This is a genomic window from Bradyrhizobium sp. USDA 4501 (assembly GCF_054062115.1).
On sequence record NZ_JBSSEX010000001.1, the window covers coordinates 1,802,631 to 1,827,585 of the forward strand.

Annotated in this window: 20 protein-coding genes; 10 read left to right on the forward strand and 10 right to left on the reverse strand. The window is 58.4% G+C overall.

Translation table 11 applies throughout. The features are described 5' to 3' along the window. The first annotated feature begins 1,393 nt into the window (after nucleotides 1-1,393). The 8 genes from ACVWZM_RS08325 to ACVWZM_RS08360 all read left to right on the forward strand — a co-directional run bounded on the left by ACVWZM_RS08325 (nucleotide 1,394) and on the right by ACVWZM_RS08360 (nucleotide 8,176). Complete coding sequence (locus tag ACVWZM_RS08325) at nucleotides 1,394-1,702, forward strand: hypothetical protein (RefSeq protein ID WP_456856641.1); 309 nt, start codon at nucleotides 1,394-1,396, stop codon at nucleotides 1,700-1,702. Nucleotides 1,703-1,884: 182 nt separating this feature from the next. After that, nucleotides 1,885-2,934, forward strand: a complete 1,050-nt coding sequence (trpD, locus tag ACVWZM_RS08330; protein ID WP_456856643.1) for an anthranilate phosphoribosyltransferase — start codon at nucleotides 1,885-1,887, stop codon at nucleotides 2,932-2,934. A 211-nt stretch (nucleotides 2,935-3,145) separates the two neighbouring features. Continuing rightward, nucleotides 3,146-3,328 (forward strand): hypothetical protein, encoded by a 183-nt coding sequence (locus ACVWZM_RS08335; RefSeq protein ID WP_253624336.1) that lies wholly within the window; start codon nucleotides 3,146-3,148, stop codon nucleotides 3,326-3,328. A 273-nt stretch (nucleotides 3,329-3,601) separates the two neighbouring features. Continuing rightward, nucleotides 3,602-3,904 carry a flavin reductase gene (locus ACVWZM_RS08340; protein WP_456852527.1) on the forward strand — a complete coding sequence of 101 codons (303 nt, stop codon included), beginning with the start codon at nucleotides 3,602-3,604 and terminating at the stop codon, nucleotides 3,902-3,904. 365 nt (nucleotides 3,905-4,269) lie between these two features. Beyond that, complete coding sequence (locus ACVWZM_RS08345; protein ID WP_253624338.1) at nucleotides 4,270-5,394, forward strand: M20 family metallopeptidase; 1,125 nt, start codon at nucleotides 4,270-4,272, stop codon at nucleotides 5,392-5,394. A gap of 786 nt (nucleotides 5,395-6,180) precedes the next feature. Continuing rightward, nucleotides 6,181-6,456, forward strand: a complete 276-nt coding sequence (locus ACVWZM_RS08350; protein ID WP_143271008.1) for a hypothetical protein — start codon at nucleotides 6,181-6,183, stop codon at nucleotides 6,454-6,456. Beyond that, a complete protein-coding gene (locus ACVWZM_RS08355) occupies nucleotides 6,428-6,760 on the forward strand; it encodes a hypothetical protein (protein WP_456852530.1) in 333 nt (110 codons plus the stop codon). Before ACVWZM_RS08350 ends, ACVWZM_RS08355 begins: the two co-directional genes overlap by 29 nt. A gap of 120 nt (nucleotides 6,761-6,880) precedes the next feature. Beyond that, on the forward strand, nucleotides 6,881-8,176 hold the full coding sequence (locus ACVWZM_RS08360) for a preATP grasp domain-containing protein (RefSeq protein WP_456852532.1): 1,296 nt from the start codon (nucleotides 6,881-6,883) through the stop codon (nucleotides 8,174-8,176). A gap of 199 nt (nucleotides 8,177-8,375) precedes the next feature. On the opposite strand, the gene ACVWZM_RS08365 is transcribed toward ACVWZM_RS08360, so the two are convergent. From ACVWZM_RS08365 to ACVWZM_RS08375, 3 genes are all read right to left on the reverse strand, one after another. Then, nucleotides 8,376-12,119 carry a Ulp1 family isopeptidase gene (locus ACVWZM_RS08365; protein WP_456852534.1) on the reverse strand — a complete coding sequence of 1,248 codons (3,744 nt, stop codon included), beginning with the start codon at nucleotides 12,117-12,119 and terminating at the stop codon, nucleotides 8,376-8,378. 859 nt (nucleotides 12,120-12,978) lie between these two features. After that, a complete protein-coding gene (locus ACVWZM_RS08370) occupies nucleotides 12,979-13,665 on the reverse strand; it encodes a 2OG-Fe(II) oxygenase (protein ID WP_253624343.1) in 687 nt (228 codons plus the stop codon). A gap of 5 nt (nucleotides 13,666-13,670) precedes the next feature. Next, nucleotides 13,671-14,879 (reverse strand): GFA family protein, encoded by a 1,209-nt coding sequence (locus ACVWZM_RS08375; protein ID WP_456852537.1) that lies wholly within the window; start codon nucleotides 14,877-14,879, stop codon nucleotides 13,671-13,673. Between the two features lie 13 nt (nucleotides 14,880-14,892). Between ACVWZM_RS08375 and ACVWZM_RS08380 the strand changes: the two genes are divergently transcribed. Together ACVWZM_RS08380 and tcuC are read left to right on the forward strand one after the other, a co-directional pair. Next, nucleotides 14,893-15,096, forward strand: coding sequence for a hypothetical protein (locus ACVWZM_RS08380; RefSeq protein ID WP_456852539.1), 204 nt, complete (start codon nucleotides 14,893-14,895; stop codon nucleotides 15,094-15,096). A gap of 680 nt (nucleotides 15,097-15,776) precedes the next feature. Further along, a complete protein-coding gene (tcuC, locus tag ACVWZM_RS08385) occupies nucleotides 15,777-17,102 on the forward strand; it encodes a tricarballylate/proton symporter TcuC (protein ID WP_456856645.1) in 1,326 nt (441 codons plus the stop codon). 94 nt (nucleotides 17,103-17,196) lie between these two features. Here the strand turns inward: tcuC and ACVWZM_RS08390 are convergent, their stop codons facing one another. The 7 genes from ACVWZM_RS08390 to ACVWZM_RS08420 all read right to left on the reverse strand — a co-directional run bounded on the left by ACVWZM_RS08390 (nucleotide 17,197) and on the right by ACVWZM_RS08420 (nucleotide 24,912). Further along, on the reverse strand, nucleotides 17,197-18,039 hold the full coding sequence (locus ACVWZM_RS08390; RefSeq protein ID WP_076829357.1) for an electron transfer flavoprotein subunit beta/FixA family protein: 843 nt from the start codon (nucleotides 18,037-18,039) through the stop codon (nucleotides 17,197-17,199). A gap of 219 nt (nucleotides 18,040-18,258) precedes the next feature. Further along, a complete protein-coding gene (gene nifA / locus ACVWZM_RS08395; RefSeq protein ID WP_456852541.1) occupies nucleotides 18,259-20,085 on the reverse strand; it encodes a nif-specific transcriptional activator NifA in 1,827 nt (608 codons plus the stop codon). A gap of 177 nt (nucleotides 20,086-20,262) precedes the next feature. Next, nucleotides 20,263-21,099, reverse strand: coding sequence for an SDR family NAD(P)-dependent oxidoreductase (locus ACVWZM_RS08400; protein WP_456852544.1), 837 nt, complete (start codon nucleotides 21,097-21,099; stop codon nucleotides 20,263-20,265). Between the two features lie 973 nt (nucleotides 21,100-22,072). Beyond that, nucleotides 22,073-22,483 carry a transposase gene (locus tag ACVWZM_RS08405; RefSeq protein WP_456856646.1) on the reverse strand — a complete coding sequence of 137 codons (411 nt, stop codon included), beginning with the start codon at nucleotides 22,481-22,483 and terminating at the stop codon, nucleotides 22,073-22,075. Nucleotides 22,484-22,767: 284 nt separating this feature from the next. Beyond that, the gene (locus ACVWZM_RS08410; RefSeq protein ID WP_375166499.1) at nucleotides 22,768-23,202 is read right to left on the reverse strand and encodes a transposase; all 435 of its coding nucleotides are present in this window, start codon (nucleotides 23,200-23,202) and stop codon (nucleotides 22,768-22,770) included. Nucleotides 23,203-23,635: 433 nt separating this feature from the next. After that, entirely contained in the window at nucleotides 23,636-23,809 is a 174-nt protein-coding gene (locus ACVWZM_RS08415; protein WP_456852546.1) for a hypothetical protein, read from the reverse strand. Further along, nucleotides 23,806-24,912, reverse strand: a complete 1,107-nt coding sequence (locus ACVWZM_RS08420) for a nodulation protein NodZ (RefSeq protein ID WP_456852548.1) — start codon at nucleotides 24,910-24,912, stop codon at nucleotides 23,806-23,808. Before ACVWZM_RS08420 ends, ACVWZM_RS08415 begins: the two co-directional genes overlap by 4 nt. Nucleotides 24,913-24,955: the final 43 nt, after the last annotated feature.

A 24,955-nucleotide genomic window follows, 5' to 3' on the forward strand; every position in this document is an offset into this window, starting at 1 on the left:
AGAAGCCTGTCTCTGGGTTTACCGTAAGCAAGTCCTTCCGCCCTTTTTCGCGTTGCTTCCGCACGGCTTCGCCAGTGGTCGGGCTGATAGAGTTTACTTTTCGGATTCATGCCGTGAGCATGCAATTGAGACATCAAAGAAATGCGACACCGGCGCTCCGTATAATCACGTAAGAGCCGGCGGCCATCAAAGCGCCATTCGCCACCCAGCGGTTACTCGGTCGACTTGAATCAAGAAGAGGCTTGAATCATACGCAGCGTCAGATTGTACGATCCTGGACAGGCTGGGACCGCCTCCGACAATCCGGACGCTTGCTGCAGGCAGTGAGAAGAGCGAATGTGTCAAACATCTAAACTCACCTGGCGAGAGTCGCGCGGGATCACACGCTTCTACAGACACGTGCCTGTTCACACGTTATCCGAGGCTACCTCGGCCAACGGCGGAAGCAATCGGGCCCTTCGATATTTCTACAGAAGGCATCATCCCGATCGCCGTCTCCACATTAATGTGGCGCGCAGGCCGACTACACTAAACATGACCTGCTGGTGTCCCAGCAGGGTTCGTTATTCAGGATCAATTGCGTCATCAGCTAGCGCACCTGGCGTTTGGCCCTCTCTCTGCCTCGATAGGTCCGGCACCAGGCCGCAGGTCTTGTTCGATCCCGTATCGCGCCGGCGTGACGGCAACTATCGGCCGTGAGGTGGGGCTGCGCTCAAACACCGAACGACGTACCACGCCGAATACCTCAGGACATCGAGGCATACCAGAGTAGGCGAGACGGAACTCGGGAGCATTGCACCTGGCGCTACACGTCTATTGGCCGACGGACAGAGGATTTTGCGCTTCGCTCAAGACATCGCAGACCACCACTCTTAAGGAATGACATGACTCAAGACCAACTGACCGGTTTGGCTTCGCTCCTCAAATCCTGCCGCGCCGTCGCTCTAGCTGCCGCAGTGACTGCTGTAATCCCGCGGCAGGTAAACGCGCGAGATCAAGCCCCGACTCCCGAGGAGAGACAGGCGTGTATGGAGGACGTGTTCCGCCTTTGCAGCAATCACATACCGAGCTACGTCGCCATCCTTGCTTGCCTCAGATCCAAGCACAACAGCCTCAGCCAGCAATGCCGTTACGTGATCTCCTCACGAGATACGGGCAAGAATGGCGGCACCTCGAAGTAGAGGATCAAGTGGCCTGCTCGCCCGCCTCACGTTCCGAGATAGCCCACCTCGCACGCAGGACGGTCACGAAACGTCGGCAGGGAAGCAAGGAGCTCGGCCATTCACGACGGTTTGGTCCCTTGATGCTTATCTGGATAGGCAAATGCAACAATTGCCCTAGATAGCCGCCCGCATCGTCAAAAACATTACGTAAGCTTGGACTGCGTTCTGCAATTTCCTACGACGAACTAGATGCGAGAACACCCGCCGTCTCCATGGCCGACCTGGCCATTCAGGTCGGCGGCAGAACGCCGATCACAAGTTATCTCGATCCTGGGCAGATCATCGCGGCCGCCGACCAGGCGCGCGCCGGCGGGATGCTCCCGGCTATGGGCTGCTTTCCGAAGTGCGGAGTTCGCCAGAGCCGTGACAATCGCCGGTGTTGCGTTCGCCATCTTTGCTGGCGTAGCGACGGCCCTGCTCTCATCGGCCAGCGATCTCTTGACAGCATCCACGACATGGAGAGCTTGACCCTCACGTAGCGTCAGGTTGTAGCCTTGCCAAAATGGTGGTGCCCAAACCACCCGATCACTCAAACGTCGACGTTCGGCCGTGCGTCGATGGGCACGACGGCTTCATCAAGACAGGCAGTGCCATGTCTCTTCAACAAACGCCTCCGTTGAAGCGAAGCGCTTCGGATGCCGACAATGAACGTGTAAAGTCGATGGAAGCGCTGAAATCAATTATCGGTAAAGTTGCTACCGGCGCCACTCTGACCCGTGCGGAAGCTGCGTCAGCATTCGACGGCCTGTTGTCGGGTCATGCGACTCCGTCGCAGATCGGCGGCTTGTTGATGGGTTTGCGAGTCAGGGGCGAAACGATCGAAGAGGTCACCGGAGCCGTCTCCGCGGTGCGAGAGAGAATGCCGCGGATCGAGATCGCATGCGATCCCATCAATATGGTTAGTACGAGCGACAGCGTTGCGTATTCGGCCGCCGTCATGACCTGCGCCTCCTTTATCGTCGCCGGAGCCGACGTTCCTGTCGCCAGGCATGCCCACAGCGATACATCTTCAAGTCCTAGCACGGCAGGCCTGTTGGCGCATCTCGGTGTCAACGTTGACCTCAAGCCTGAGGCCGTTGCGCGCTGTGTCAACGAAGCCGGAATCGGCTTCTCATTTGCGTCGGCCCATTATCCAGCGATGCGGCGCGTCGGCCAGATCCGGACCGCACTTGGGACCCATACCATCCTTAACCTCATCGGGCCCCTGTCCAATCCGACCAGGGCCAAGCGGCAGATCGTTGGGACATTTGCTCGCGAATGGGTCCAGCCTCTGGCTTACGTGTTGAAAAACCTCGGCGCCGAATCGGCATGGGTGGTTCATGGCTCTGACGGGGTCGGCGAAGTTACCCTCGCCGGACCGACCTTTGTTGCTGCGCTTGCGGCCGGCACAGTGCGCACCTTTGAAGTAACGCCGGAACAAGCCGGGCTTGCCCGATGCGACAAGGAGACGCTGGAGAGCGGCGAAGCGAAGGCCAATGCCGTCGCCCTGCAAGACGTACTCAATGGCATTCCAGGTCCACTTCGCGACGCTGCACTTCTAAATGCGGCGGCGACACTGATCGTGGCCGGCCGCATCCAGACGCTGCAGGAGGGCGTCGCCCTTGCACAACATGCGCTTGACGGTGGCCGCGCAGCCGTTCGACTGAAACGCCTGATTGCGGTCTCCAACGGCTCCGGGTTCGAAGGAGATTCCGGCGGAGGCCGATCGTGACAAGCGCTAAGCAATTTCAGCTGCGAATGGGCGTCGACTCCTTGGAGCTTTCGATGAGCATGTGCCGCCTGCCGCGCGCCGATCAAGGCAATCCGCATTAAGCACGCGGGTTCGAGAGCCGTTCCTGTTCATCTGCGAGAGTCTGCTGCGGGCCTGTTGCCGAGAGAGAGACCCGCGGCGTGCGCTGCGTTCCAAAGGAGATAATCAGATAATGTCATCACAGAAGCTGGAGGCACTCGGATCCATCGCAATGATAGAACACATCATTCGAAAGTTTCGTGAATTGATCGATACGGACGGCTCGATCCCGCCCGAGCTGCGGGGTTCGCTGCATGCGACGCTCGATGTGCATCTTCTAGATGCGAAAAAGCGTGTTCTCTTGCGAGTGCATTGAGCGCGCTAACCAGGGCGGCACTCCGGTCGAAAGCTGATTATGAAGCACCAGTTATCCCCTGGCTAGGGAAACTGCTGTCTATCCAGCCGGCAGACCTCCGTCCGGCAATGCGAACTCTGGCAAACGGTGCCGCCATCGTGACATCGTGACGCCCGGAGCGGCCGGCGGACGACGTCGACCGATAGAGAATTACATGACTCCATCTGCATCGCACTCGTCGTGCTTGCTTGTCGGCATTCGCTCCTCTGAGTTGCACGACGCAATACTTGGTAGGTGCAGTTCTGCAATCAATCTTATCCGCAGCGACGAGGAGGGCTTAGTCTGCGTTTTTGCGGCCAGGATGGAGCGACACGTGTTCATCGCTTCGGCACCGCTTCCTGGACTCAAAGCATGATTGATGTGCCGTTATTGTACCAAGCATTTTGCGCGCTCGAATGCGCTTGGTATGACGACAAGATCATTGGCACACATAGGATATTTATCGGACAAGTTTCCGCAGCGCGGACTGGCCACGGCTATACATTGTTCAATTTCGAGCGCGCGCTTCGAGTTCTGCGCAGAACGTCGTTAGAATAGAATACGTATTGAGCGGACGACCGGTACTGGAGCGACAGTTATCAAACAATCATCCCGCCGACTCGTGGATTGGTTTGGTTCTTACGGGCCACCTCACGTTGAGAAACACGCATTCCTCGCGACTAGCTACACTTTCCTGCCGCATGCTGGACCCACATGGTCCACGACGTAAACTACCAGCTTTGGTAGCTCAGTTCTCCTCGGTAGGCGCGTAGCATCGCGGCAAGATCGTGGTTCAAACGCGCACTGCGTCGCAATAGACGGCCAAGCTGAGATCTCCGTGCTCGATCTCGATGCGGGCAAGTGGGCGTACCATGATCTTGGGCGAGTGATGAAAGTTCAGATTCGAGGGGCATCAGACAACTATGTCCAGTCACCCGTTTGAAACCTCCGCGATCCTCGATGGCATCCGCCGATGGGTCGAACTCGAGTCGCCGACGGAGCGGCCGGATCAGCTCAACAAGCTGGCTGACGTGGTAGCGGCAGGCTATCGCGACCTACCGGCGACCATCGAACGCATTGCGGGACGCGAGGGTTGCGGCGATCACCTGGTCACGCGCTCGTCCTGGGGTCAAGGCGTGCCGGGCATTCTGGTCTTGAGCCATCTCGACACAGTTCATCCGATGGGATCCATAAGACGACTACCGTTCAAAATCAACGGTGACAGCGCGTTCGGCCCGGGCACCTACGACATGAAGGGCGGTGCCTATCTGGCCTATCATGCATTTCGGCAGATCTGCGCCGACGACGCACGCCCACCGCTCGGCATCACCCACCTCTACGTGTCGGATGAGGAGATCGGCAGCCCGACCTCGCGGGCGCTGATCGAGGCAGAGGGCCGCAAGGCGAAATATGTGCTGGTTACCGAACCAGCGCGCGACGGCGGCAAGGTCATCACCGGGCGCAAGGGCGTTGGCCGCTTCGATGTGCTCATCAAGGGCGCATCGGCGCACGCCGGTACACGTCCCGAGGACGGCCGTAGCGCGATCCGGGAATTAGCCAATGTGATCCAGACGCTCGAGGCAATGAACGACCTTTCGCGCGGCATCACCGTCAACGTTGGCGTCGTCCGCGGCGGCACTAAACCAAATGTCGTCGCCGAACAGGCTTATGCGGAAGTCGATCTGCGCGTGCCGACCATGGCTCATGCAGACGAGTTGGTGCCAAGAATCCTCCGAATGACCTCGCGCACCGATGACGTTCGCCTGAAAGTATTGGGCGGCTTGAACCGTCCTCCCTATGAGAAGAGCAAGGCCGGCGCTACGCTCTACGAACACGCCAGGCAACTTGCCGCTGAGATCGGTTTCGATCTGCTCGACGCGTTCAGCGGCGGCGGCTCCGACGCGAATTTCACCGCGCCGCATACCGCAACCCTCGATGGCCTGGGCGTAGACGGCAAGGGCGCGCATACGCATTATGAGCAACTCTATATTTCATCGATCGAACCTCGCGCGCGGCTGCTGTATCGCCTCTGTCAGACACTGCGATAACCACGAAACGGGAGGTGAGCGTGCCTAAGCGGAAGTTGTCGCGGAATCGGCTACAGCTGCGAGCAGTCGATCGCTGGACGTGCGAGCCTCTCCAACAAGGACCCGGTCAGCAGCAGAACCGTTCTCATAAGAGCGCAACTTTCTGACGCAAATCGCGCTGCAAGCTCTCCACCCACCCCCGGGGTCTGCCCCGACATACCCATTGGGATGTACACGCAGGTTGTCAGAAAGGACTTGAAACGGACGTAACGTTAAGTTGTACGATATTTCGGTTGGCACGCATCTTCATCCGCCGCCGGGACTGACGAATGTCTCAGCTGGTCAGAACAATCCCGCACCCTGGTTGGTCATGATCTTCATCCCTGGCGGCCTGTCGGTCGAAACAGTAACGCAACGCGCCTTGAACGCAGCCTTACGCCTCGCGGCTAGTTGCAATGGTCGGGCATTGCAGAATCGCAACATTGTGGCTGGCGCAAGTCGGCCCAGCAACGAGCAGGTGACGTGAGAAGAGATCAATGCAGAGTTCGATGCAGCGCCCTTGCAGGGCGCGGCGGCCTCTTCCCGATATTGAACCCGAACCCCTCTTCTGGCGGAACACAGTCCCAAAAGCAGTCCGCCGAACCGGCTCTTCGCTCCGTTCATGCCGGCCTGCCGGTGGGTTCTCGTCGCGGAGATGTGCGACCGGCCGTGAACCTCCAGAGGATTTCAACGGGCCCCCGCTGCAAGTATCACTCGGCGTGAACGGAACGGCACCGAAGAGATTGCCTGGTATCCTGGAGCAGCAAGTTGAAAGAGCCTGACGGCGTCAACAAAGTCTTGTTGATCGATCATATTGAAGGCCAGTGCCGGGCCATCATCGGCTTCAAGGATGGAGACGCCAGAGCTGCCTATATGTGCGGCGAGCCTGTCTGTCAAAGACCAGGCAAGAAACAGTCATCATGGTGCGCTTACCACTACGGGCAGATGCACACCACCACTGCTGAGCCAAGCAGAATGAGTAATCAATCGCCAGCGATTGGCCAGGCAATATCCGTTGATCGCACCCGTAACGACCATCAATAGCTGCGTTGTCCTGCCGAAGGTCGTGATTATCGCTTGTGCAACGGACGCCAAACCATGTGATGGCGGCCTCGCGAGCGCGTTGCGAGGTCGCGCCCGGATCGAAGCAGAAGCGCTGATGGCGCATGTCCGGTCGCGGCTCGCCCGGCTCAAGGTTCCAAGCGAGATCATTTTCAAGCATGGGGAAGGTCCAGCATTTTGTGCCGAAGGAAGCCAGCAGGCAATCAAGCGGCAAGGGAGGCGGCAGTTGAGTTCGGGGGATGCAGACACGCCGTGCTTTCCAGCAACCCTGCCGATGATGCCGTGATGCCACGAAATGATCTTGTCGGCCGCATTTCCAGGTCACGGGCAGCCAGTTCATCCGTTTTTGCTAACGCTCTCTGAGTAACCGACTACGCAAAGGTGACCGATGCCACGGATCATAATCATGAATGCCGGTACGCCCCAAATGTCGGGCCCCGATCTGACAGCAGCTCAACTCGCGCTCGCTGCCAACTCGGCTTACCGTTCGACGTGGTTTGCTAAGGAGGGTGATCTGATCGTCTCGCCACTTTCCATCCCGGCAGATCTGCTCTCCTACATCGGCGAGACACTCGATTTCGACGCCTCAAGCGTTTCATTGCTTGTACCTGAATTTGGTCACGAAGCGCCGGTCTTGAATGATTGCACCCTGCTGTCCAGCAGCATCGTTGAGGGACTCAACAGCCATATTCGTCAAACATCTTCGTGGAGCATGTATCCCTGCTACTCCAGCGAAGGCGTCGCGCGATTGGCGGCGATGCTGGGCATTCCGCAAACCGGGGACGATTTCGCTCTGCAGCGAGGACCTGATCTGCTGAATCGCAAGAGCCATTTCCGTCAATTGGCGACAAGTGTCGCGCTTCCGATGCCAAATGGAATCGTCACGACGAACTCGAACGAATTGTTCCGGGCGGTCAACTTGCTCCGGCACGAGACCGGCAGGGTCATCGTGAAGCTGGACAATGGGGCCGGCGGCGTCGGAAATATCATCCTGGCCAGTAACGAAAGCGGTCCACTGCCTGGGGCAAGAGATACACGGCGGATTCTATGGCCGTCGTTTGATCCTGACGCACTTTGGGCCGAGATGGCCACGGCGTCGTGCAGCACGCTGGTCGTGGAATCATATCACCTCGCCAGGTCCCTCTTCTATCTTGAGTATGAGATCGAGAATGATGGTTTAATCTTCATCAACAGTGGAAACATACGTCTGCGTCGAAGCACAGATCAATCCGAAAAGGCTCTGATCTGGACAGGACTAGAGCTTCCAAGCGATCTGAGGAATGAGCAATGGTTGACTGCGCAGACGCATGCTCACCGCTTCGTGTCCCTTGTCCGCAATCTAGGATATCGCGGACCGGTTAATATTGACGCCATTTTCACGAACGACGGGCGGCTGCTCTTCAATGAAGCGAACGGCCGCTGGGGTGGCGGCTCGGTATTACACAGCATTGCCGTCCGGCTCCTGGGCTTCGACTACTCCGGTTCCCACGTTATTTCATCCGTGAGGAATGTTCGATCGGGTTCGCTCAAGGCTGCACATGAACGTTTCGCCAGGGAGGGTTTTCTATTCGATGGCACACGCAAGCAGGGCGTGATCCCGCTCGCCAGTGACCAGGAGGCTGGCACGGTGGAGTGCCTCGTGATTGCGTATGACCGGCCCGCCGCCGACGATCTCAAACAACGGCTACTCACATTGGTTTGATTGGGGTCATGGTAACCGCATGTATCCTGCCACTCCAATCATTCGAACTTACCCCTGCTTCCGACAGCGTGCTGGAGGACGGTACCTGGGAGGTGACCGGGATCCGCGTCCATCTCGCCTGATGCGGATATCCGTTGCCGGCTGCGCTGTTCAGCCGACAGACGGATCCGGGCGAAAACCGGCGGTCGGATGGAGTCCGTCAGCGTAAGGCGCGATCAGTCCCGAGGCGATCCTGAAGTGCCGGTCGATCGGCGATGAGGCGATCGAGGTGCAGCGGCTCACGGTCCGGCCGCTCTCCTTGCGCCAATCGTCCGACCAACGCTCGCGTCGCGTCCACCACGAAGACTCCGCAATCATGACCGTTCTGCTGCTGGGCCATCCGTGCCGCTTGCAAGCGGGAGCCAAGACGTGCTGCGAGCTGTTCTGCAACGGCACGGTTGCGAAGCCCGGCAGAGTCATAGTGATAGGCAACCGCGGCTGTCGGCACGCGCCGATCAACCAGCAGCAGCGACCAGTGCGATCCGCCGCCAGCAACTCCACCATCATTCACGGGGACGAACAAGAAGTTGGCGACATCTGTATGTTCCTCATTGAAGATCTGCAGCAGGATCTGCATGCGGTCGCTCTCACTTGGCACCAGACGCAATAGCTGGGCTTGCGCCGGGTGTACAAATCGCGTCTGGCGAGCAAGATCGGGATTGTTCCAATATAACTCCTCTTCAACCAGCGCGTAGTCGGCGGCGATATGTTCGTCGTGCAACCATTCGGTCAGGCCAAGCCGCTGTCCGTTGTGCCCGTCCACCTTGACCGCCGGAGCCACGCCTTGGATGCCGGCATCAGTTGGCGTGCGTGATGGCCTAAACTGGCCATCATCACGCAATTCTTGAGACAGCAAATCCATCAGGGCCTCGACACCGCGCTCGACATCAGACGAACGAGTCTCGACAGAGGCTGGCGTAGCCGGCAGCATGCTCCAATCAAAGTCGGGCGACATCGGCAGCGACCAGCTCGAGGTTGGTCCAGCGATTGCTGGCCTTGCTACTTGATCTATCTCTGGCGCGCGCTCGGGGCTGGCTAACCCGGGCCACGCCGGAAGGTCTACCAACGTCCCCCAAAGGTGATCCTGATCGTAAGCCGTCGGCAGAAGCAATGGCCAGCTGACAAGCCGCTGCGGTGATCGTTGCTGCGAAGCTTCGTCCACAACGTGCCCCGGGGCAGCTCGTGGCGGTGGCTCGTAGCCATGTCCATTCTGTTCCTGTGAAACGGAAGCATCTGGCTGATTGGCTGGAAGCTGCGCCAACGCTTCGGCTTCTGAACCGCTGTTGTGGCTCGACTGCCGCTCGAACGCGCCGTTTTGCGGATCATTGTCGATCCGCTGTCTCTTCGTCGATCTAGCGCCCGCCACCACGTGCTCATCATCGCCAACAACGTACTCGGTGGAGAGCAAATCGTCCCAATCAAGTGCGTTGATCAGCCCCTCCGCGGCAATCGCATTCTCGTAGTTCTCGCTCAAGGCATCCAGGCGCTCTCCAGGATCTGGAGCCTCGTGAGGGTGCGGGATCGGCGCGAGCAGCGAGGACGTGCTGGCCGCAGGCGGTCCCCCCGACAGATGGTCGTGCTCTTCCGCGGCAACATCCACAGGCGAATTGACGGCACCTAGGGGGGCATTGTCCGGCGCGACTTCATCAGTTGTGCGCCTGAGTTCCGTGGTACGCACACCTGCGGCCGATTTTGCCAGACGTGCCAGTGCAGCACCAGTCTTTGCATGACCGCCGGACCCGTTGTACGTCTGGAGATGTCCATCCAGCGACTCGTCGGATATCCGGGCGGCAATGCTCTGCTTATGCCGCGAGTAATCGCTGAAACTGATAAGGAAAGGTGCATCGTTTCTGGCAGTCGGCCACGATTCTGCGGTTTTGTAGTGTTCGATCAGGTCCGCATCTTCGGGATAAGGGCTGAGCTCAGCACCGTGCTTCCTCGGCGCAATTCCGGCAGCCGAGGCCCGCAAATGTCCCAGTGCCGTGAGGGCGCGCCGTTTGCCGCTCTTGTCAAAAGCTGCTGCATCCTTATCCAGCGACTTATCGTAAAGCCTGACAGCAATGGCCAGCTTTTCGTTTGCAACAAGCCATCGGCTGAATCTTCGGAGAATCCGTACATTGGTTTGGGCGGTTATCTTCTCGAAGTTCGCCTTGATGAGCGCGTTCTCCAGCCCGGAAATGAGCGGCGCATCCTCAGCATGCAGGGATACGGGTTTTCTCCCACCGGTCCGCACATGCTTTAGCGCGGCACGGATCGCGTTGGACCCACCGGACTGCTTATAGAGATCCATATCTTCGATGAGCGACTTATCCTTATCCAGCCAATCCTCAAGGCGAGCGGCAATGCTCTGCCTATTGTTTTCGCGCAGGTAGTGACTGAAATTGGTCATAACACTCGCATAGGTCCTGGCAAGCTTTGATGTGCCGGCGGCGGCCGCGTCTTCCTTGTACTGCTTGATGAGTGCTGCGTCGTCCGGATAGGCTTTTAGGTCAGGTTGGCCTGCGACGGGTGCAACTCCGCCCGCTGCCAGAGAGGTCCGCAGATGAGCCAGTGCCGTACGCACATTCGTGGCACCGCCCTTTGCTATGAATTCCTCGATCTCTTCATCCAGTCTCTCGTGGTCAAGCCGTTCCGCTATTGGTTGCCTGTCGTTGCCAAAGAGCCAGCGGTCGAAGCCTAAAAGATAATCTACATTGCTGCTGGCTGTGCGCTCGGCAGCCCCGCCCCTGAGGAGCGCTTCCCTGAGCCCGAGAATGAGGGGAATATCCTCAGAATAAAGGAGATCGGCGCTGCGCCCGATCTGGCCTGCTTGCCGAGCCAGATAAACCGAGGGGCTCGGTTGATCCATGACGCTCGAGGGCGCATCCCGCTCGTAACCTTGCGCAGGCAGCATCTCTGGCCAGCCGACCGTTCGCTGCCACACACTGTCGGGCGCAACGACGTCTGCCGACCGCATTTCATCCGTTCCGACCGAGGCTTCCGTATCGGGACGAAAGCCGCCATCAAGCTCGACCGCGTCATCGCCGGCCAGTGTCTTTCGCAAGTGGGCTAGTGCAGCTCGAACCTTCGGGTGATGATCGGGGGTGGCCTCATAGCGCATGAGGTCTTCATCCAGCGACTTGTCGTGAAGCCGGGCAGCGATGGCGAGCTTGGCATTGTTACGCAGGTACTCACTGAATTTGCCTAGGGCAGTTCCATACTTGTATGCCGTCGCTGCTTCCTTCTTGGCCTCGTTAATGACAGTCGACTTGTACTCCTTGATGAGCTCGGCGTCCTGAGCAAAGGGGCCAGTCCGCGATGGGATCACCCCCCCTCCGCCCGCCATCTGAGAGGTCCGCAGATGGCCGAGCGCAGTGAGGATACCCCGCCCGCCAATCTCTTCGAAAGCCGCTGCATCGCTGTTCAGCGTACTCTCGTGAAGACGCTGGGCAATTCCCTGCTTGCTATGTTTGACGAGCCAGCGTCCGAACCTGAGAAGCGAACCGACGTGCCCCTTCGCAGTACGCTCCTTGAATCCGCGCTTGATGAGTGCTGCTCTCAACCCCTCGACGAGAGGCACATCTTCAGAATAAAGGGGCTGCCTGCTACGGCCTGCGAAAGCCCACACCGCCTGGCCCTGGCTCGACTGCTGCACGGAGGGCAGCAGCATCGCCCGGGAGCTTCCGCCATGCGACAGCCTCGAATATTCTTGCTGATCGGTATCCGTAAGGGGCATCGCCACGCTTCGCGATGCGCCGACCAGCTGGGCGGAGGTCTGCTCCGGCACGCCACTACCCGCATTGGCGATCTCTCTCAGCTGTTGTCCGAATGCCGCCGCGTCCGCCAAGGGGGAGACCGACGAGTTGTCTTGCGCGCCCGCGCTGCCCGACTGCTGAAGCGCGCGACCAGGAGAGGGAAAGTTCATTCGCAGTCACTTTCGACGGTGAAATATCTGGGCCTCGGCTGCGGCAAGGGACAATCGGCGATCGAGCGAGTGCGATTAGAGCATCAGCTAACCGCTTCTCTTTCGCCTGTCCTTTGCACTAGACCCTGGTTTCGCCACACCGTCCCAAATGGTCCCAGCATCCGCCTGCTTTGCTAGGTCGGATAGCTGTCGAGAACCTGACGAGCCCATAGCTTTCTACGAGCGGCGCGACAACACGGTCGTGCACGCGCCGGAACACCCGCAGTTCGAAAACAGTGACGAAGTTCCGCGACGTTGCCCCGGTATACTTATGAGGCAGGTTGCGCGATTCTGCCGATCGTGGCTTCCATGGCCCGGATCAGCATTCTGGCAGCCTGGGCGAGGAGCAGCCTGTCCGCGCGGGTGTTTGCGTCGACTCCCTTAAGCCAGAGCAATTTCGGTCGCCGAATTCACCATCTACCGCCACGCTCATTGCAGCAAGCGATCAGCTGACGATGGGTGCCAACGAAGGCATCGCCGCATAGGCCCTCCAAAACAAATGGACCCGGCAAAAAACGTATTCACTGCTCGAAACACCCGGTTCCCGCGTTGACCAACGTTGGCGCACCTCGACCCGGTAGAATCTGGAACCGCCGACGCGCCTTTGTGGGCGCGAGCTCGCTCCGGGGATCCTGGCGGGTCACCACGTCATTCCTTTCCGAATGGCTCTCGCCGACGGCCCTCACCGGAGCCAACCTGAAAGCGCGCGCCGCAGCGACAAACCATCTCGCAAGACAGATCTTCTGCAAGATGGGTGCGATCTGCCGATCTCACTGCCTGAGAGCACTTGCGCCACTCAACCGATTCGTAAATTTTTGAGCTAGCTTGCTTTATGGCCGCTGCTAGAGCTTTCGATGACGCGCCGGTTTGTGCCGCTGCGCTTCGAACAGAAATAGACCAGCGACCGGCGCTCCCCGGCGGATACAGCCTTCACCTCATGGCGCAGCCTACATGTTGTGACGAGCACCGCACCAAGTGGTGGTCGAAATACCTGCTGCTCATACGCGCTCGGATATACGACGAATTCGCCCCCCTCAAAATCCTGCGCGAGCTGCACAATTACGGAGTACTCAAAGTCTGGATCGCTCTCCGCATCCAAATGGATGCCTACAAACGAACCAGGCGGCATACGATGCAATTGGCATCTGCGAATCACATAATCCGACGATGCTCCCAGGATCCGGTTTAAGGCGAAGCCGCGGTCCTTCCTTTCAAGTAGATCGATGATTTGCCCCGCCGCTGCGCCATCCACGTTGCTGGGATTGCGGCCGGGCGGGTCCACCCTCACGCGTTTGACAAAGACGTTGTGCGAGTCGCCAGCATCTCCCAATCGCACCTCTTCTTCGGGAATCTCAGCCTGCAGCTGATTGATCCTTGCCAATTCATCCTGCGTAAATAACGTCTGGGGGCTGATCACGATCGTACCCTTCACCAGCAGCTCTACGCGGAATTTCGTCAGAGCCTCTTCTGAAAGTAGGCCTTTTTTGTCGTTTGCTGAACGCGCCATTGGGTTCACTCCGGGGTTTGTTCTTCAATGCAGAGCCAGGCTCCTGGTCGCTTCGAGCGGAATGCTTGTTCCCAATGCTCGCCATCGAAGTCATCAATTCTGATGCCTTCGATCGTTCTTTTATCCAGGCATCGAACATTGACGCTGAATCCGGAGGGATTCGACCGCGGGCGATAGAATGGCTTGACGCCGCAAACGCGACAAAACGTGTGCCGGGCGATGTTCTTATTGAACTGGTAAGTGGTGAGGAACTCTTCGCCGCATTCAATCGTGAGCCTATCGCCAGGTACCAGCAAATGCATAAATCCGGACATCCGGCAGATCGAGCAATTGCATCGAACTGCAGATAGCTGCCGCGGCGCCCGCACGAGGAATTTGACAGAACCACAATGACAATGGCCACGGTGTTCGATTTCAGCTCGGTCATTTTGCTCAAGTGAGGAAATTCGGAGCAGATCCTGGCACCACTTTAAGTTCAGTCGATAGGCCCGATCGAACTCGTCCAGAAAACGACCATTGCGATCCGCCGAGACAAGTTCGCCAATGAGGCGGCTTGTCATCTCTCCATGATACTTCTCGGCTGGATCTTCTCCACCGACGTGGCTGCGGAAGTACTCAAGATCGTCGGGCCGCGTGTCAAAGGTTTTGACCGTGGTGGTCCACAGCGCCTGGATCATCTCCGCAGCGTGCAGCTCAAAGGCGACCATGTAGGCGCAACGCACCACGGGGTCTTTTGCTGATAATCCGTCATAGAGAGAATGCAGGTACCGGTTCGTCGTGGCGCTATAGTTGGGACGTATTGCTCTGCCGAGCAGTCGCGATGCATCCCTTCTGAACAGGTTCGAGTGAAACGCTTCGGTCAGCAGAATGTCGGGTAGCGCCGCCTTGCCACCCTGGATAATTCGGCCATAGCCGCCCGTCTCATCCCAGCAAATGAAATTTGCGACGACGCTGGTCAGCTCAATATCCCTGGGAAGATCCCGATTATGATGCATTGCATCGAATATGAGATCCTTTTGCGATCCTGCCTGCAGATAGGGAAACGCCTGCGACATCGCCAGATATTCAGGCAGCAGGCTAGCAAACTGCTTTTCGGACAGCTTCTCAGCAAAGGGATGTGTGCCAAACAGAGCTCGCGCGCGCTCAGTCAAATGCGCGCAAAATATCTGCGGAGGCTGATCCCGCGAAAATCGAGAAGCGTCAGAAGACGTCATTTGGACGATAGCCATGAGGAGAGAACAAACCCTGAAGAAACGAATTCTCGTCGTGACCAACTATTGGCCGGTCGAGACAGAAGAGCTCGATGGCTCGATGGCGCTCATGACCGCCGTCGCCTTCCAGGCGAACTCTACTCTTTGCATCCTCGCGGCCCCCTTAGCCGGGCGTCTTGAGCCCAATCCTTTTCACACATGGAGCACGCCCATTGATTGATGCGGCGACAACCCTGTCAGAAAAAGGAGGCGCATCTGCCGCGCTCTTGAGAGTTTCAGCCGCGATCTGCACGAGATGTCGGCAGCTCGCCGCCACGAGCATCTGAGAAAACACCGCCGCTGGTTCTTACCCGTTCCGCCTGCACTCGTCCGCTCCTGTTGTCTCGCACGTTTTCAGCAATCGTCATGCCAAAACCCGCTCTCACGCCATAAGCTTCGGAATAGTTTGGGAAAACGCTCATACGGGCTCGTCAGGGCAAGTGTCTTGAGTCTGACACGGTTTGCATGGCTGTCGGAGATCAAGCAGCGAATAAGTGTCAGCCTCTGCCCGCGAGGGGCATACGTCCTTGACCACCGAGATTGCTCCAACAAGCCACATAGCTGCCGTGAGCCGGCAAACGAATCACCTTCTGAATTCTCAACTTTGGTTTGAAATGAAGTTAGCTTGCGGCAATTGTCGTTGAGATCTGCTGGTGCTCCGCGAACCGGCGCTGAAATATCTGCACTAATCTAATTATCGCCGAAAATACGCCGAAAAGATCTGGCGCCTTCCGCGCGGCCGGTACTGTCACCAACGACAAAGTCACGGCCTGACGCAATTGGGCTGGCGTGAGGTTTTCCGAACCGGCCATTCTTGACGGGAAGGAAACTCGCGTGTCACAAAGACTTACTCAGCCCGGGATGGTTAAATCGCGCGTCAATGCGATCCTGCGTGCAACCAGCGGCAATTTCCTCGAGCAATTCGACTTTTTCCTGTTTGGCTTTTACGCCAGCGCTATCGGACGAGCCTTCTTCCCGTCCGAAAGTGAAACAGCCTCGTTGCTCAACACCTTCGGCGTGTTCTGGCTCGGAGCCTTAATGCGTCCAGTAGGCGCAATCGTCCTCGGCGCCTATATCGACCAGATCGGCCGTCGACAAGGCCTGATCATCACGCTATCGATCATGGCGATCGGCACTGTCATCATCGCCTTCTGTCCTAGTTACGCGACCATTGGCATTGCTGCCCCGATTATCGTTTTAGCCGGACGGCTGCTGCAGGGTTTTTCCGCCGGCGTCGAGGTCGGCGGCGTTTCAGTCTACCTGGCGGAGATCGCAACCCCAGGCAATCGCGGCTTCTATACATCCTTTCAATCGTCCAGCCAGCAGGTCGCGATCTTTGTCGCGGCGAGCGTGGGCTACCTGCTGAACGGGTCGATGCCGGCCGAAACCGTTGCCTCCTGGGGGTGGCGCATTCCGTTCTTTCTCGGCTGCCTTATCATCCCGCTTATCTTCCTTCTTCGTCGAACACTGGAGGAAACGCCGGAATTTCTGGCGATGAAAAAGCACCCGAAAGCCCGCGAGATCTTTGCCTCGGCGCTGGTCAGCTGGCGCGTGGTCGTTCTCGGAATGATGATGGCGATCCTGAGCACAACGACCTTCTATTTCGTCACCGTTTACACGCCCACTTTCGGCAAGACAGTCTTGAAGCTATCCGCTCAGGACGCTCTCCTTGTTACTCTCCTGGTCGCCATGACCAATTTCTTCTGGAATCCGATTGGCGGCGCCGTCTCCGACCGTATCGGCCGAAAGCCCGTTCTGCTCGCCATTGCCGGCCTTGCATTGATGACCGCGTATCCGGCTTTGAACTGGCTGGTAAGCGCTCCCACCTTCGGGAAGATGTTGGCGGTCGCGATGATGTTCTCGTTCTATTTTGGCACCTACAGTGGAACTATGTTGGGCGCGCTCGTTGAGATCGTGCCCGCGCATGTGCGCACAACTTGCTTTTCTTTGGCCTTCGCACTTGCGGCCGCCTTGTTTGGGACCTTTACGCCATTGGCCTCGACCTGGCTCATTGAGCGGACCAACGACAAGGCCTCCCCGGGGTATTGGCTGATGTTTTCAGCCGCGCTCGGCATCATCGCGGCACTGACGATCTATCGGGGCACCGCCAAACCGTCGAGAACCGCGGACCGTTCACACCCTGAACCAAAGGACAGCACTTTGGGCGTGCAGACGGCATCGCCCTAGCATGATGCTTCCTGATGCAGACCGATTTCGCCTCGTCGTCACTGCCACTTCGAAGCTGGCCTTGTGTTATGGCCTGACTGAGCTTCTATCCAGATCAAGCATCACGGGCGGATGCCGCAAGATCGGCTTCGAGCTTGGGTTGATGCTTGAAAATGGCGTCTATCAGCGCCTGCGCCGGTTGCTCTGTGGCCTCAACCAAAGCCGCCTTCTCAGCGCGTGCAGATGGCGCGAACACTCGCTTGACGACGGTCGGCGAGCCCTTGAGACCGCATTTGGAGATGTCCTCGACGCCAGCGTCGTGCGCGCTCCATTTCACGATCGGCGCCCGTGCGGCACGTAAGGCATCCGCCATCGCGCCGCGCCGAATCTGGTTTGTCGCCTCCAGCATGGTGACGAGACAGGGAAGTCTCGTGTGCAGCACCTGGATACCACCTTCCGAACGTCGTTCTGCTTCGATTGTATGTGCGACGAGATCCAGGGATCTAACCTTGGCGACGTAGGTAAGCTGCAGCACGCCCAGCCGCTTTGCGATGCCGGGCCCAACCTGCGCGGTATCGCCGTCGATGGTCTGCTTACCCGTGAAGATGAGGTTTACCGGGCCATATTCCTTACCAATCTTCCGGATAGCTGTTGCCAGTGCATACGTCGTGGCAAGGGTGTCGGAGCCCGCAAAGCATCGATCGGTGAGCAGTACGGCGCGATCGGCGCCATAGGTCAGCGCCTTCCTTAAAGAGTCTTCCGCCGAGGGCGGGCCCATTGTCAGCACGGTTATTTCGCCGCCGAACCGATCGCGCAGTTCCAGCGCGGCCTCAAGCGCAAAGAGGTCATATGGGTTGATGATGGTCGGCACACCCTGACGCATGATTGTATTAGTAACGGGGTGCACGCGGATCTGCGCAGAGTCAGGAACCTGTTTGATGCAGACGACATTGTGCACGGAGTTGCTCCAAAAGTTGCGACAGCTGCGAAGAGGCCAGCAAGTCTCGTACCATCACGACTCTCCTTGGGCTTTGCTCGCTATTACAAAGGCCTGGACCGGGCCGATCGAGCGACCTGGCCCGGTTTTGCGAGGGACGAATACCGACATGCGTCGGGGCCGCGACAGCGCCCTAACGCCGACAGGCACGCCAGGTAAGTGACGCCAAGATCCTTGCGTTCAAAACCGCTTGATTTCGATTCCGTATTTCCTCAACGCGTAACCAATCTGGCGCGGCGTTAGCCCCAGCAAGCGCGCTGCTTTTGCCTGCACCCATCCAGATTTTTCCATGGCCGCAATGACTCGCTCGCGATCGGCGATCTTCGCGCCGCTTACGAGGACTGTACCGGGAGGAGCAGTCAGCGAGGCCAACTCGCTGCCGCCTGGCGGAGCCGGCGCGGTCGCTTCCGATAGCGGAGCGATCGACTTAGCCAGCACCGGCGTGCTCGGGACCGGTGGCATGATCATCTGCTCCGATGTACTTTTCCACAGCATCGCGGAAAGACATTGGCCGTGGCAACAGGCGAAATCGTTTCTCACGATCGCTGGCCCAGCGGACAGCGTCGCCGTGCGCTGAATGCAGTTCTCGAGTTCTCGGACATTTCCGGGAAATCCGCAGTTCATCAGCACATCAATCGCGCTCGGCTCCAAGGTCAGCGTACGCCCGTTCTCATTGTTGAAGTTCCTGAGAAACTCGCTGGCCAACAGCGGAATATCACTGCGCCGTTCGCGCAGCGGTGGCAGGAGCAAGGGAACGACGCTGATCCGATAGTATAGGTCAGCACGAAACTCGCTCTTTGCCACGGCCTCTTCCAAATTCCTGTTGGTCGCTGCTATGACACGAACATCGACCTTGATGGTCTGGTTGCTGCCGACGCGCTCGAACTCTTGCTCTTGCAGAACTCGCAGCAATTTCGCCTGGAACGGCGCCGAGATCTCGCCGATCTCGTCAAGAAATAGTGTCCCTTTGTCAGCAAGCTCGAAGCGCCCCTTGCGCGAGCTGAACGCGCCGGTGAAGGCACCTTTTTCATGGCCAAACAATTCGGACTCCAGGACCGTCTCAGGCAGCGCCGCGCAATTCAGTTTGACGAAGGCCCGCTTGGCGCGAGATGACGACTCGTGAATGGCTTTGGCTACCAGCTCCTTTCCGGTCCCGGATTCACCGCGCAATAGAACTGTGCTGTTCGACTTGGCTACAATCGCGATCTTCTCGAGAAGCCCACGGAGCGCCGGGCTATCGCCAATGATGCCGTGGACCGGAACCTTCTTACGATCCCGTGCAGGTTGCCTAAGCTCAAACAATTGCTTTTGTAACCGGTCCTTCTCCACCATCAGCCGTTCGCGATCGCAAGCGAACAAGCGATGCAGCTTCACTGTCTGCCCCACCAAGTTGGCGATCATGGCGAGTAGCTGTGTATCGTGATCGAGCCGCAGACTCGACCTGTCGTCCCGGATACGGTCAACTGTCAGCGTACCCACGACCTTGGGGTCGATGCGAATTGGAACCCCGATGAACGACACGGGCGTACCATCCGAGGCGCCCAGCACCTCGAGATCGGCGGCGCTGAATGCCGGATCGGCTGCCACATTTTCGGCGACAAGAGGCCGGTCCGCCGCGACGACTTGCTCGATCGCCTTTCGGGGCAAGCGCAGCCGGTAGCGTTCGTCGCTGCCTTCGCTCCAACCGGCGCCCACGGTGATGTCTGGCATCCCATCATCGTCGAACAGTGAGACGATACCGTGTCGCATCTGCACAAACGATTGCAGAAGATCGAGGACGTTGGCCAATGTGACTTCAAGTCGGCAAGGAGCGTTCAGTATCTTCGATATTTCGAAAATGCCGGTCAGTGCGCTCTCGCGCAACGGCTCGAAGGAGAGCTCGCGTTCCGGCTCCACTTGTGAGGCAGGTCTTTCGCGTGCGGTAGCGATATGCAGCATGAGACGGTCTCCGATGTTTTGATCATCCTCCCTGGCGCCTTGTTCTGGTTTGCGAGCTTCGTTCTGCATGTCATTCTCGATCTAGCGCCAAGTGATAACGAGATGACATAGAAACGTAACAGCTTTTCGTAACACGACGATAAACTTTCAGTGCGTTTGCTTCTGCGGAATGGGTGACCGACGCCAGCGTAGAACGCACGTTCCACTGCTGCAGCTCACGTCAGCTGCGTTGCCAGACGAGGCCAATCACAGATGTTGCCCACCGTTGATTGGCAGCTCGGCTCCCGTGACGTAGCTCGCAGCATCTGAACACAGGAAGAAGATGACCTTAGCCACCTCATCGGGCGTTCCCACTCTGCGCAGCGGGATCGTTGGCACAAGACGCGCTTCGGTGTCGGGCGACAACATGTCCGTCCCGATTTCGCCGGGAGCAATCGCGTTCACACGAATGCCGTGCGGCGCATAATCATGGGCCATTTCGCGTGTGAGACTTGCAAGCGCCGCCTTCGACGTCGCATAGGCACTTCCAGCAAACGGATGCACCTTCGATCCGGCGATCGAAGTCACATTGACGATCGATCCCGACCCAGCTCTCAGCTCGTCAAACAAACCCTGCGCCAGCAGGATCGGAGCCACGAGATTGAGGTGGAAGACCCTCATCCAAGTCTCGGTGGATGTCGTCAAGGATGTTAGCCGGTCCCCGCTAGGTGTTTTGGGCGAAATCCCGGCATTATTCACCAGCGCATGCAAAACTCCGCCGCTCAGGCGTTTCTTCACTTCGCTCACCGCGCGCGGCAGCATTCGATGGTCGCTTAGGTCGATCTGGACATGATCCTCATTCCCTGATTCCCACGGGCAGCGCTCGCCGTCAAACGGCCGGCGCGCGCAAGAAATGATACGCCAGCCAGCTTCTGAAAACAGCTTGGCGGTAGCGTGACCAATTCCGCGCGACGCTCCGGTTAGCAGCATCGCCTTCCGTTCTCCTCGATGCACGCCAGCTTTATCGACATGAAAAGGACAAGTCGAGTGCATCGCCGATGGTGCGGCTGGGATCAGATCGTCATTTGGCAGATCGAGACCCACGCCCACCTCCTCTCCTGTTGCGTGCTCGCGCACTCCAAGCAGGAATTGGGCCATCATAACCGAGGCGACGCCGCTCCGGCTTTGCGGCCTGGTGTCGCGCACGCAGAACGGTCTGGCGGTGGCTGTGAGGCGTCGCGTTGTCTTTGCGACAATAGTGGCGCGCTACCGACAAAATGTCAGGAGTCAGTTCTCGTCTGTGTCGCGCGCAAGACAGGTCACGAGGCGTACGCTGAATCCTGAACGCACAATTGAAGGCGCTAACCGCGGGCAGAATTTGCGCAGCGCACCGATCGGTCAACGGAGTCCGGCCCGTCCCGCCGTAGCTCGATCGATCCAAAGCTAACGTAATCATCATCGCACGTCCGATTTTCCTGCGCGCGACTCTGACCTGCAGTTCATCGCCAATGATGGTCAGATTAGCCCCACCTCCGGGCTATCTGTGGACAACCACGCTCCCTGGCTGCGCCAGAACACCTTCAGAAGATCGCCGCAGCGAAGCACGGAAGACGAACCGACTGAGTGGATCTTTGCCCGGGACGTCCTTCGTCTGCATGGTCTACGTTCCGTCGACGATCTCGCCCAGATGAAGCCCATTTTTCGCTGAAGGGGAGATTGCGGCCCGCGAATAAAATTTGGGGCATCAGGGCCTAAAGGATCATGTCGGCTCCAGTGAACTGGACCCGCGGAGCATGAGCAATTGAACCGGCTTGTTAAACTCACCGCTCCTGATCCCTCTCTTCGCGCTGCCGGAGTCTCGCTCTGCTGCAGTTACTCTGGGCATGTGGTCAACGCATCAGCGTTGCCCTCCACCATGTCCACAGCCTTCGCGGCCTACATCCGTTCGCACCAGACCGCCATCGGCGTGCGATAGCCGTGCGCCTGATGAAAGCGACGATCGTTATAGAATGCGATCTAGCTCGCGACCCCTGCCTTGGCATCGTGGCAGTCGGCATAGCCCTTGAGATAGATGTCCTCATGCCTCATGCTTGAGCGACCGCCACAACCGTTCGCTGAAGACCTTGTCTATGCAACTACCGCGGGCATCCATGGAGATCTTGACCCCTGCGTTCGCTAACGCGCCGGTGAAGGCCGGACTGGTGAATTGGCTGCCCTGATCGGTGTTGAAGATCTCCGGAGTGCCATACTTCGCCAGCGCCTCGTCCAGAGCCGCTCCGAAGAACGCGACGTCCATCGTGTTCGACAACCGCCACGCCAGAACCGCACGGCTCGCCCAGTCGATGATGGCGACGAGATAAAGAAAGCCGCGACCGATGGGCAGATACGTGATGTCGGGCGCCCATAGCTGGTTTGGCCGTCGATCGTCATGTTGCGGAAAAGATAGGGATATGTCTTGTGGCCCGCACCGACCCCGTCGTGATCGGATTTGGTCCCAGTGCCGAGGTGCCCATCTTCCGCATCAACCGCTGCACCGCTTGCGATTGACCTGAAGCCCCTCCCCCTTCAGCATCGCGGTCATTCGCCGCGAGCCCGGGAACGGTCAGACGCTGAACAGCTCGTCGAGACGCCGCATGAGGGTAAGGTCGTTGTGGTTGCCCCGCCGTGGCAGCCGGCAGACCCCAGAGCGCGCGATACCGAGCAACATGCATTGCCGCCGAGTCGACAGGGCCAAGTCGGCGCTATCGAGCATTTCTCGACGGTCCGGCGCGCTCACCTTGCGGACCTTCGCGCTAACCAATCGCGCTCGACTGTCAGTTGTCCAATCTTGGCGTACAGCTTCTCGATCCCGCGTTCGCGAACATCCTCACTCTCGCCCGACACCCGCGTCAAAGGCCCGGGCCGCCTGGTCCAGCAGTTGCTTCTTCCAGGCATAGATCTGGTTCGGTGAACCTCATAGCGCTGGGCCAGATCGGCCACCGTCGCCTGCTCCCGCATCGCTTCCAGCGCGATCTCTGCCTTCAGTACCGCGTCGACCTTGCGTCTCGTCTTCGTCGTCACCATGCCTCCGTCTATCAAACGGAGCAGCCTCTTCCAACCAAGCATGCGGTCCCAAAAATCGGAGTCCATTTCACCAGCATGCCGCGACGAATTTCGGAAACGGTGAGCGAGGTGATGGACAAAGGGTTTTTCGAGCTGCGCAGCCATCCAAGCCGGGGGCGACTCCGACAGGCCGCTTGAGGACATTGCTGATGATGTTGTTGGCGAGAGCAAGGCCCATCCCGGTCGCCATTGCGGCCTCCTTCGCGACGCTTTCACGTCCAGATCAGCGGCGCCAGATCCCCAGCTTCCAACCCTTCTCGTCCCACTTACGCGCAAGCGCTGTGGCGAGGTCTTGCTCCGTCTCCAGGCCTTGAGGCTCGAACTGCACGGCGTCAGCTTTGGTTAGCGTAGCGCAGCACTTTTCGATTCCCCGCTTCCGCAGCGTAATAGCGCCGACTGTGTCGACCGTCCCCAGTAACGCCGGCGGCGAGAATATGGGTGGCCCTTCTCCGACGCCAGGATCAACGAGATTGACGAGGCTCGCGCGAGGCGATGACGAAGACTGGTTGCACCTTTTTGAGCGCGGCGGAGCCACTCTTCACGGATTTCGAGTACCGCGGTCGCCATCTAGCTCCTGGCGGGTGGCGTCCTTTGATGGATCCTCGCCGCCAGGAGCTGCTTTGGCAACAATTCTGCGCGCGGAGAAAAAGTGACAGTACTTCTCGATGCAAAGAGCGGCCAACAGATTAATCAGGCGAACAACGACTTTCATAGCGTCACAAGCTCTTGGGACGCTTCTTCAATCAAGATTAGCCGGCCCGGATCGTTCAGGTCGAATTCTACCACGCGTGGCGCAAACAGGCGGGCATAGCGCGTGAATGCGCTCGTCGGGGGAAAACGAATTGCAGTGTCGCACCTCGCAAGAAGATACATTTCGATAAGAGCGGAAAAGCCGCCCGCGGCTCCGAGCGCGCCACTGTGCAATGGTCCGGCTTGAGGCGACTGGAAACTCTTTGGAACCGTGAAGACATCAGGAAATATCGCCGAGATCTCTTCGAGGACGACCGCACTGTCCGTGCAAAGGAACACTCTCGCAGGTTTTGCGTGCGGCAACGCTTTGGCCATTTCGACGGCATTGCAGACCTGTCGCAGGGCCCGCTCCGGATCGGTCCAATACGGGGTATGCCCCATAATGTCTTCGCCGTTGCCATGTCGAACATGCACGCCGATCATGCTGTATGGCTCAAACTGCTCGCGGTAGATCGCATCAATCCTGGCCTGAATCTCAGATCGTGGTTTGATGGTCCGAAAAATTTCCCGTTCTGCTTCTTGATCGCAGCGCCACATCAGGCAGGCGTCACACACAACAGTGTTCGCATCACTGTCTTGCTCGCTTTGAAACAATTGATCGAGTTCGTCGCGCTCTTTGAAAATTTGCTCGTCCGGCCGATAGACGCAGTCGATCGATGGCTTATTCCACCAACTCGGGAAGAATGGTCCTGGAAACGAACGCTGATTGATCTGGTCGTCGCAAATCACCCGTACGCCGGCAATGTCTTGAACTGGTTCAAAGAACACTGGAAAGGCATTGATGAAGGGTTGGTCGAGATAACAGGATCCTCGCCAATCGATGACCAGGTTTCGCCCGGTCCGCTGTGCAAAACGCCAAGCTGCCGCCAGCGACCACAGGCAGTCACCGAATCCCGTACGTCGTCGGGAAACTACGAACCTATCATTCCTCGAACCGCTCCGCATGGCCTCCTCCCGGGCTCCTGGTTGGACAAGTGACGCCATTGTAGACATCTCATGTATCATCTCGTCCGACGTCACGACCTGAAATCGCGGTGCCGGCGAGCTGCGTCTGTAGAACTTCATAGCAGCGCTATCCGTGATGGGCCGCGTTCTCGCAACACTTTCC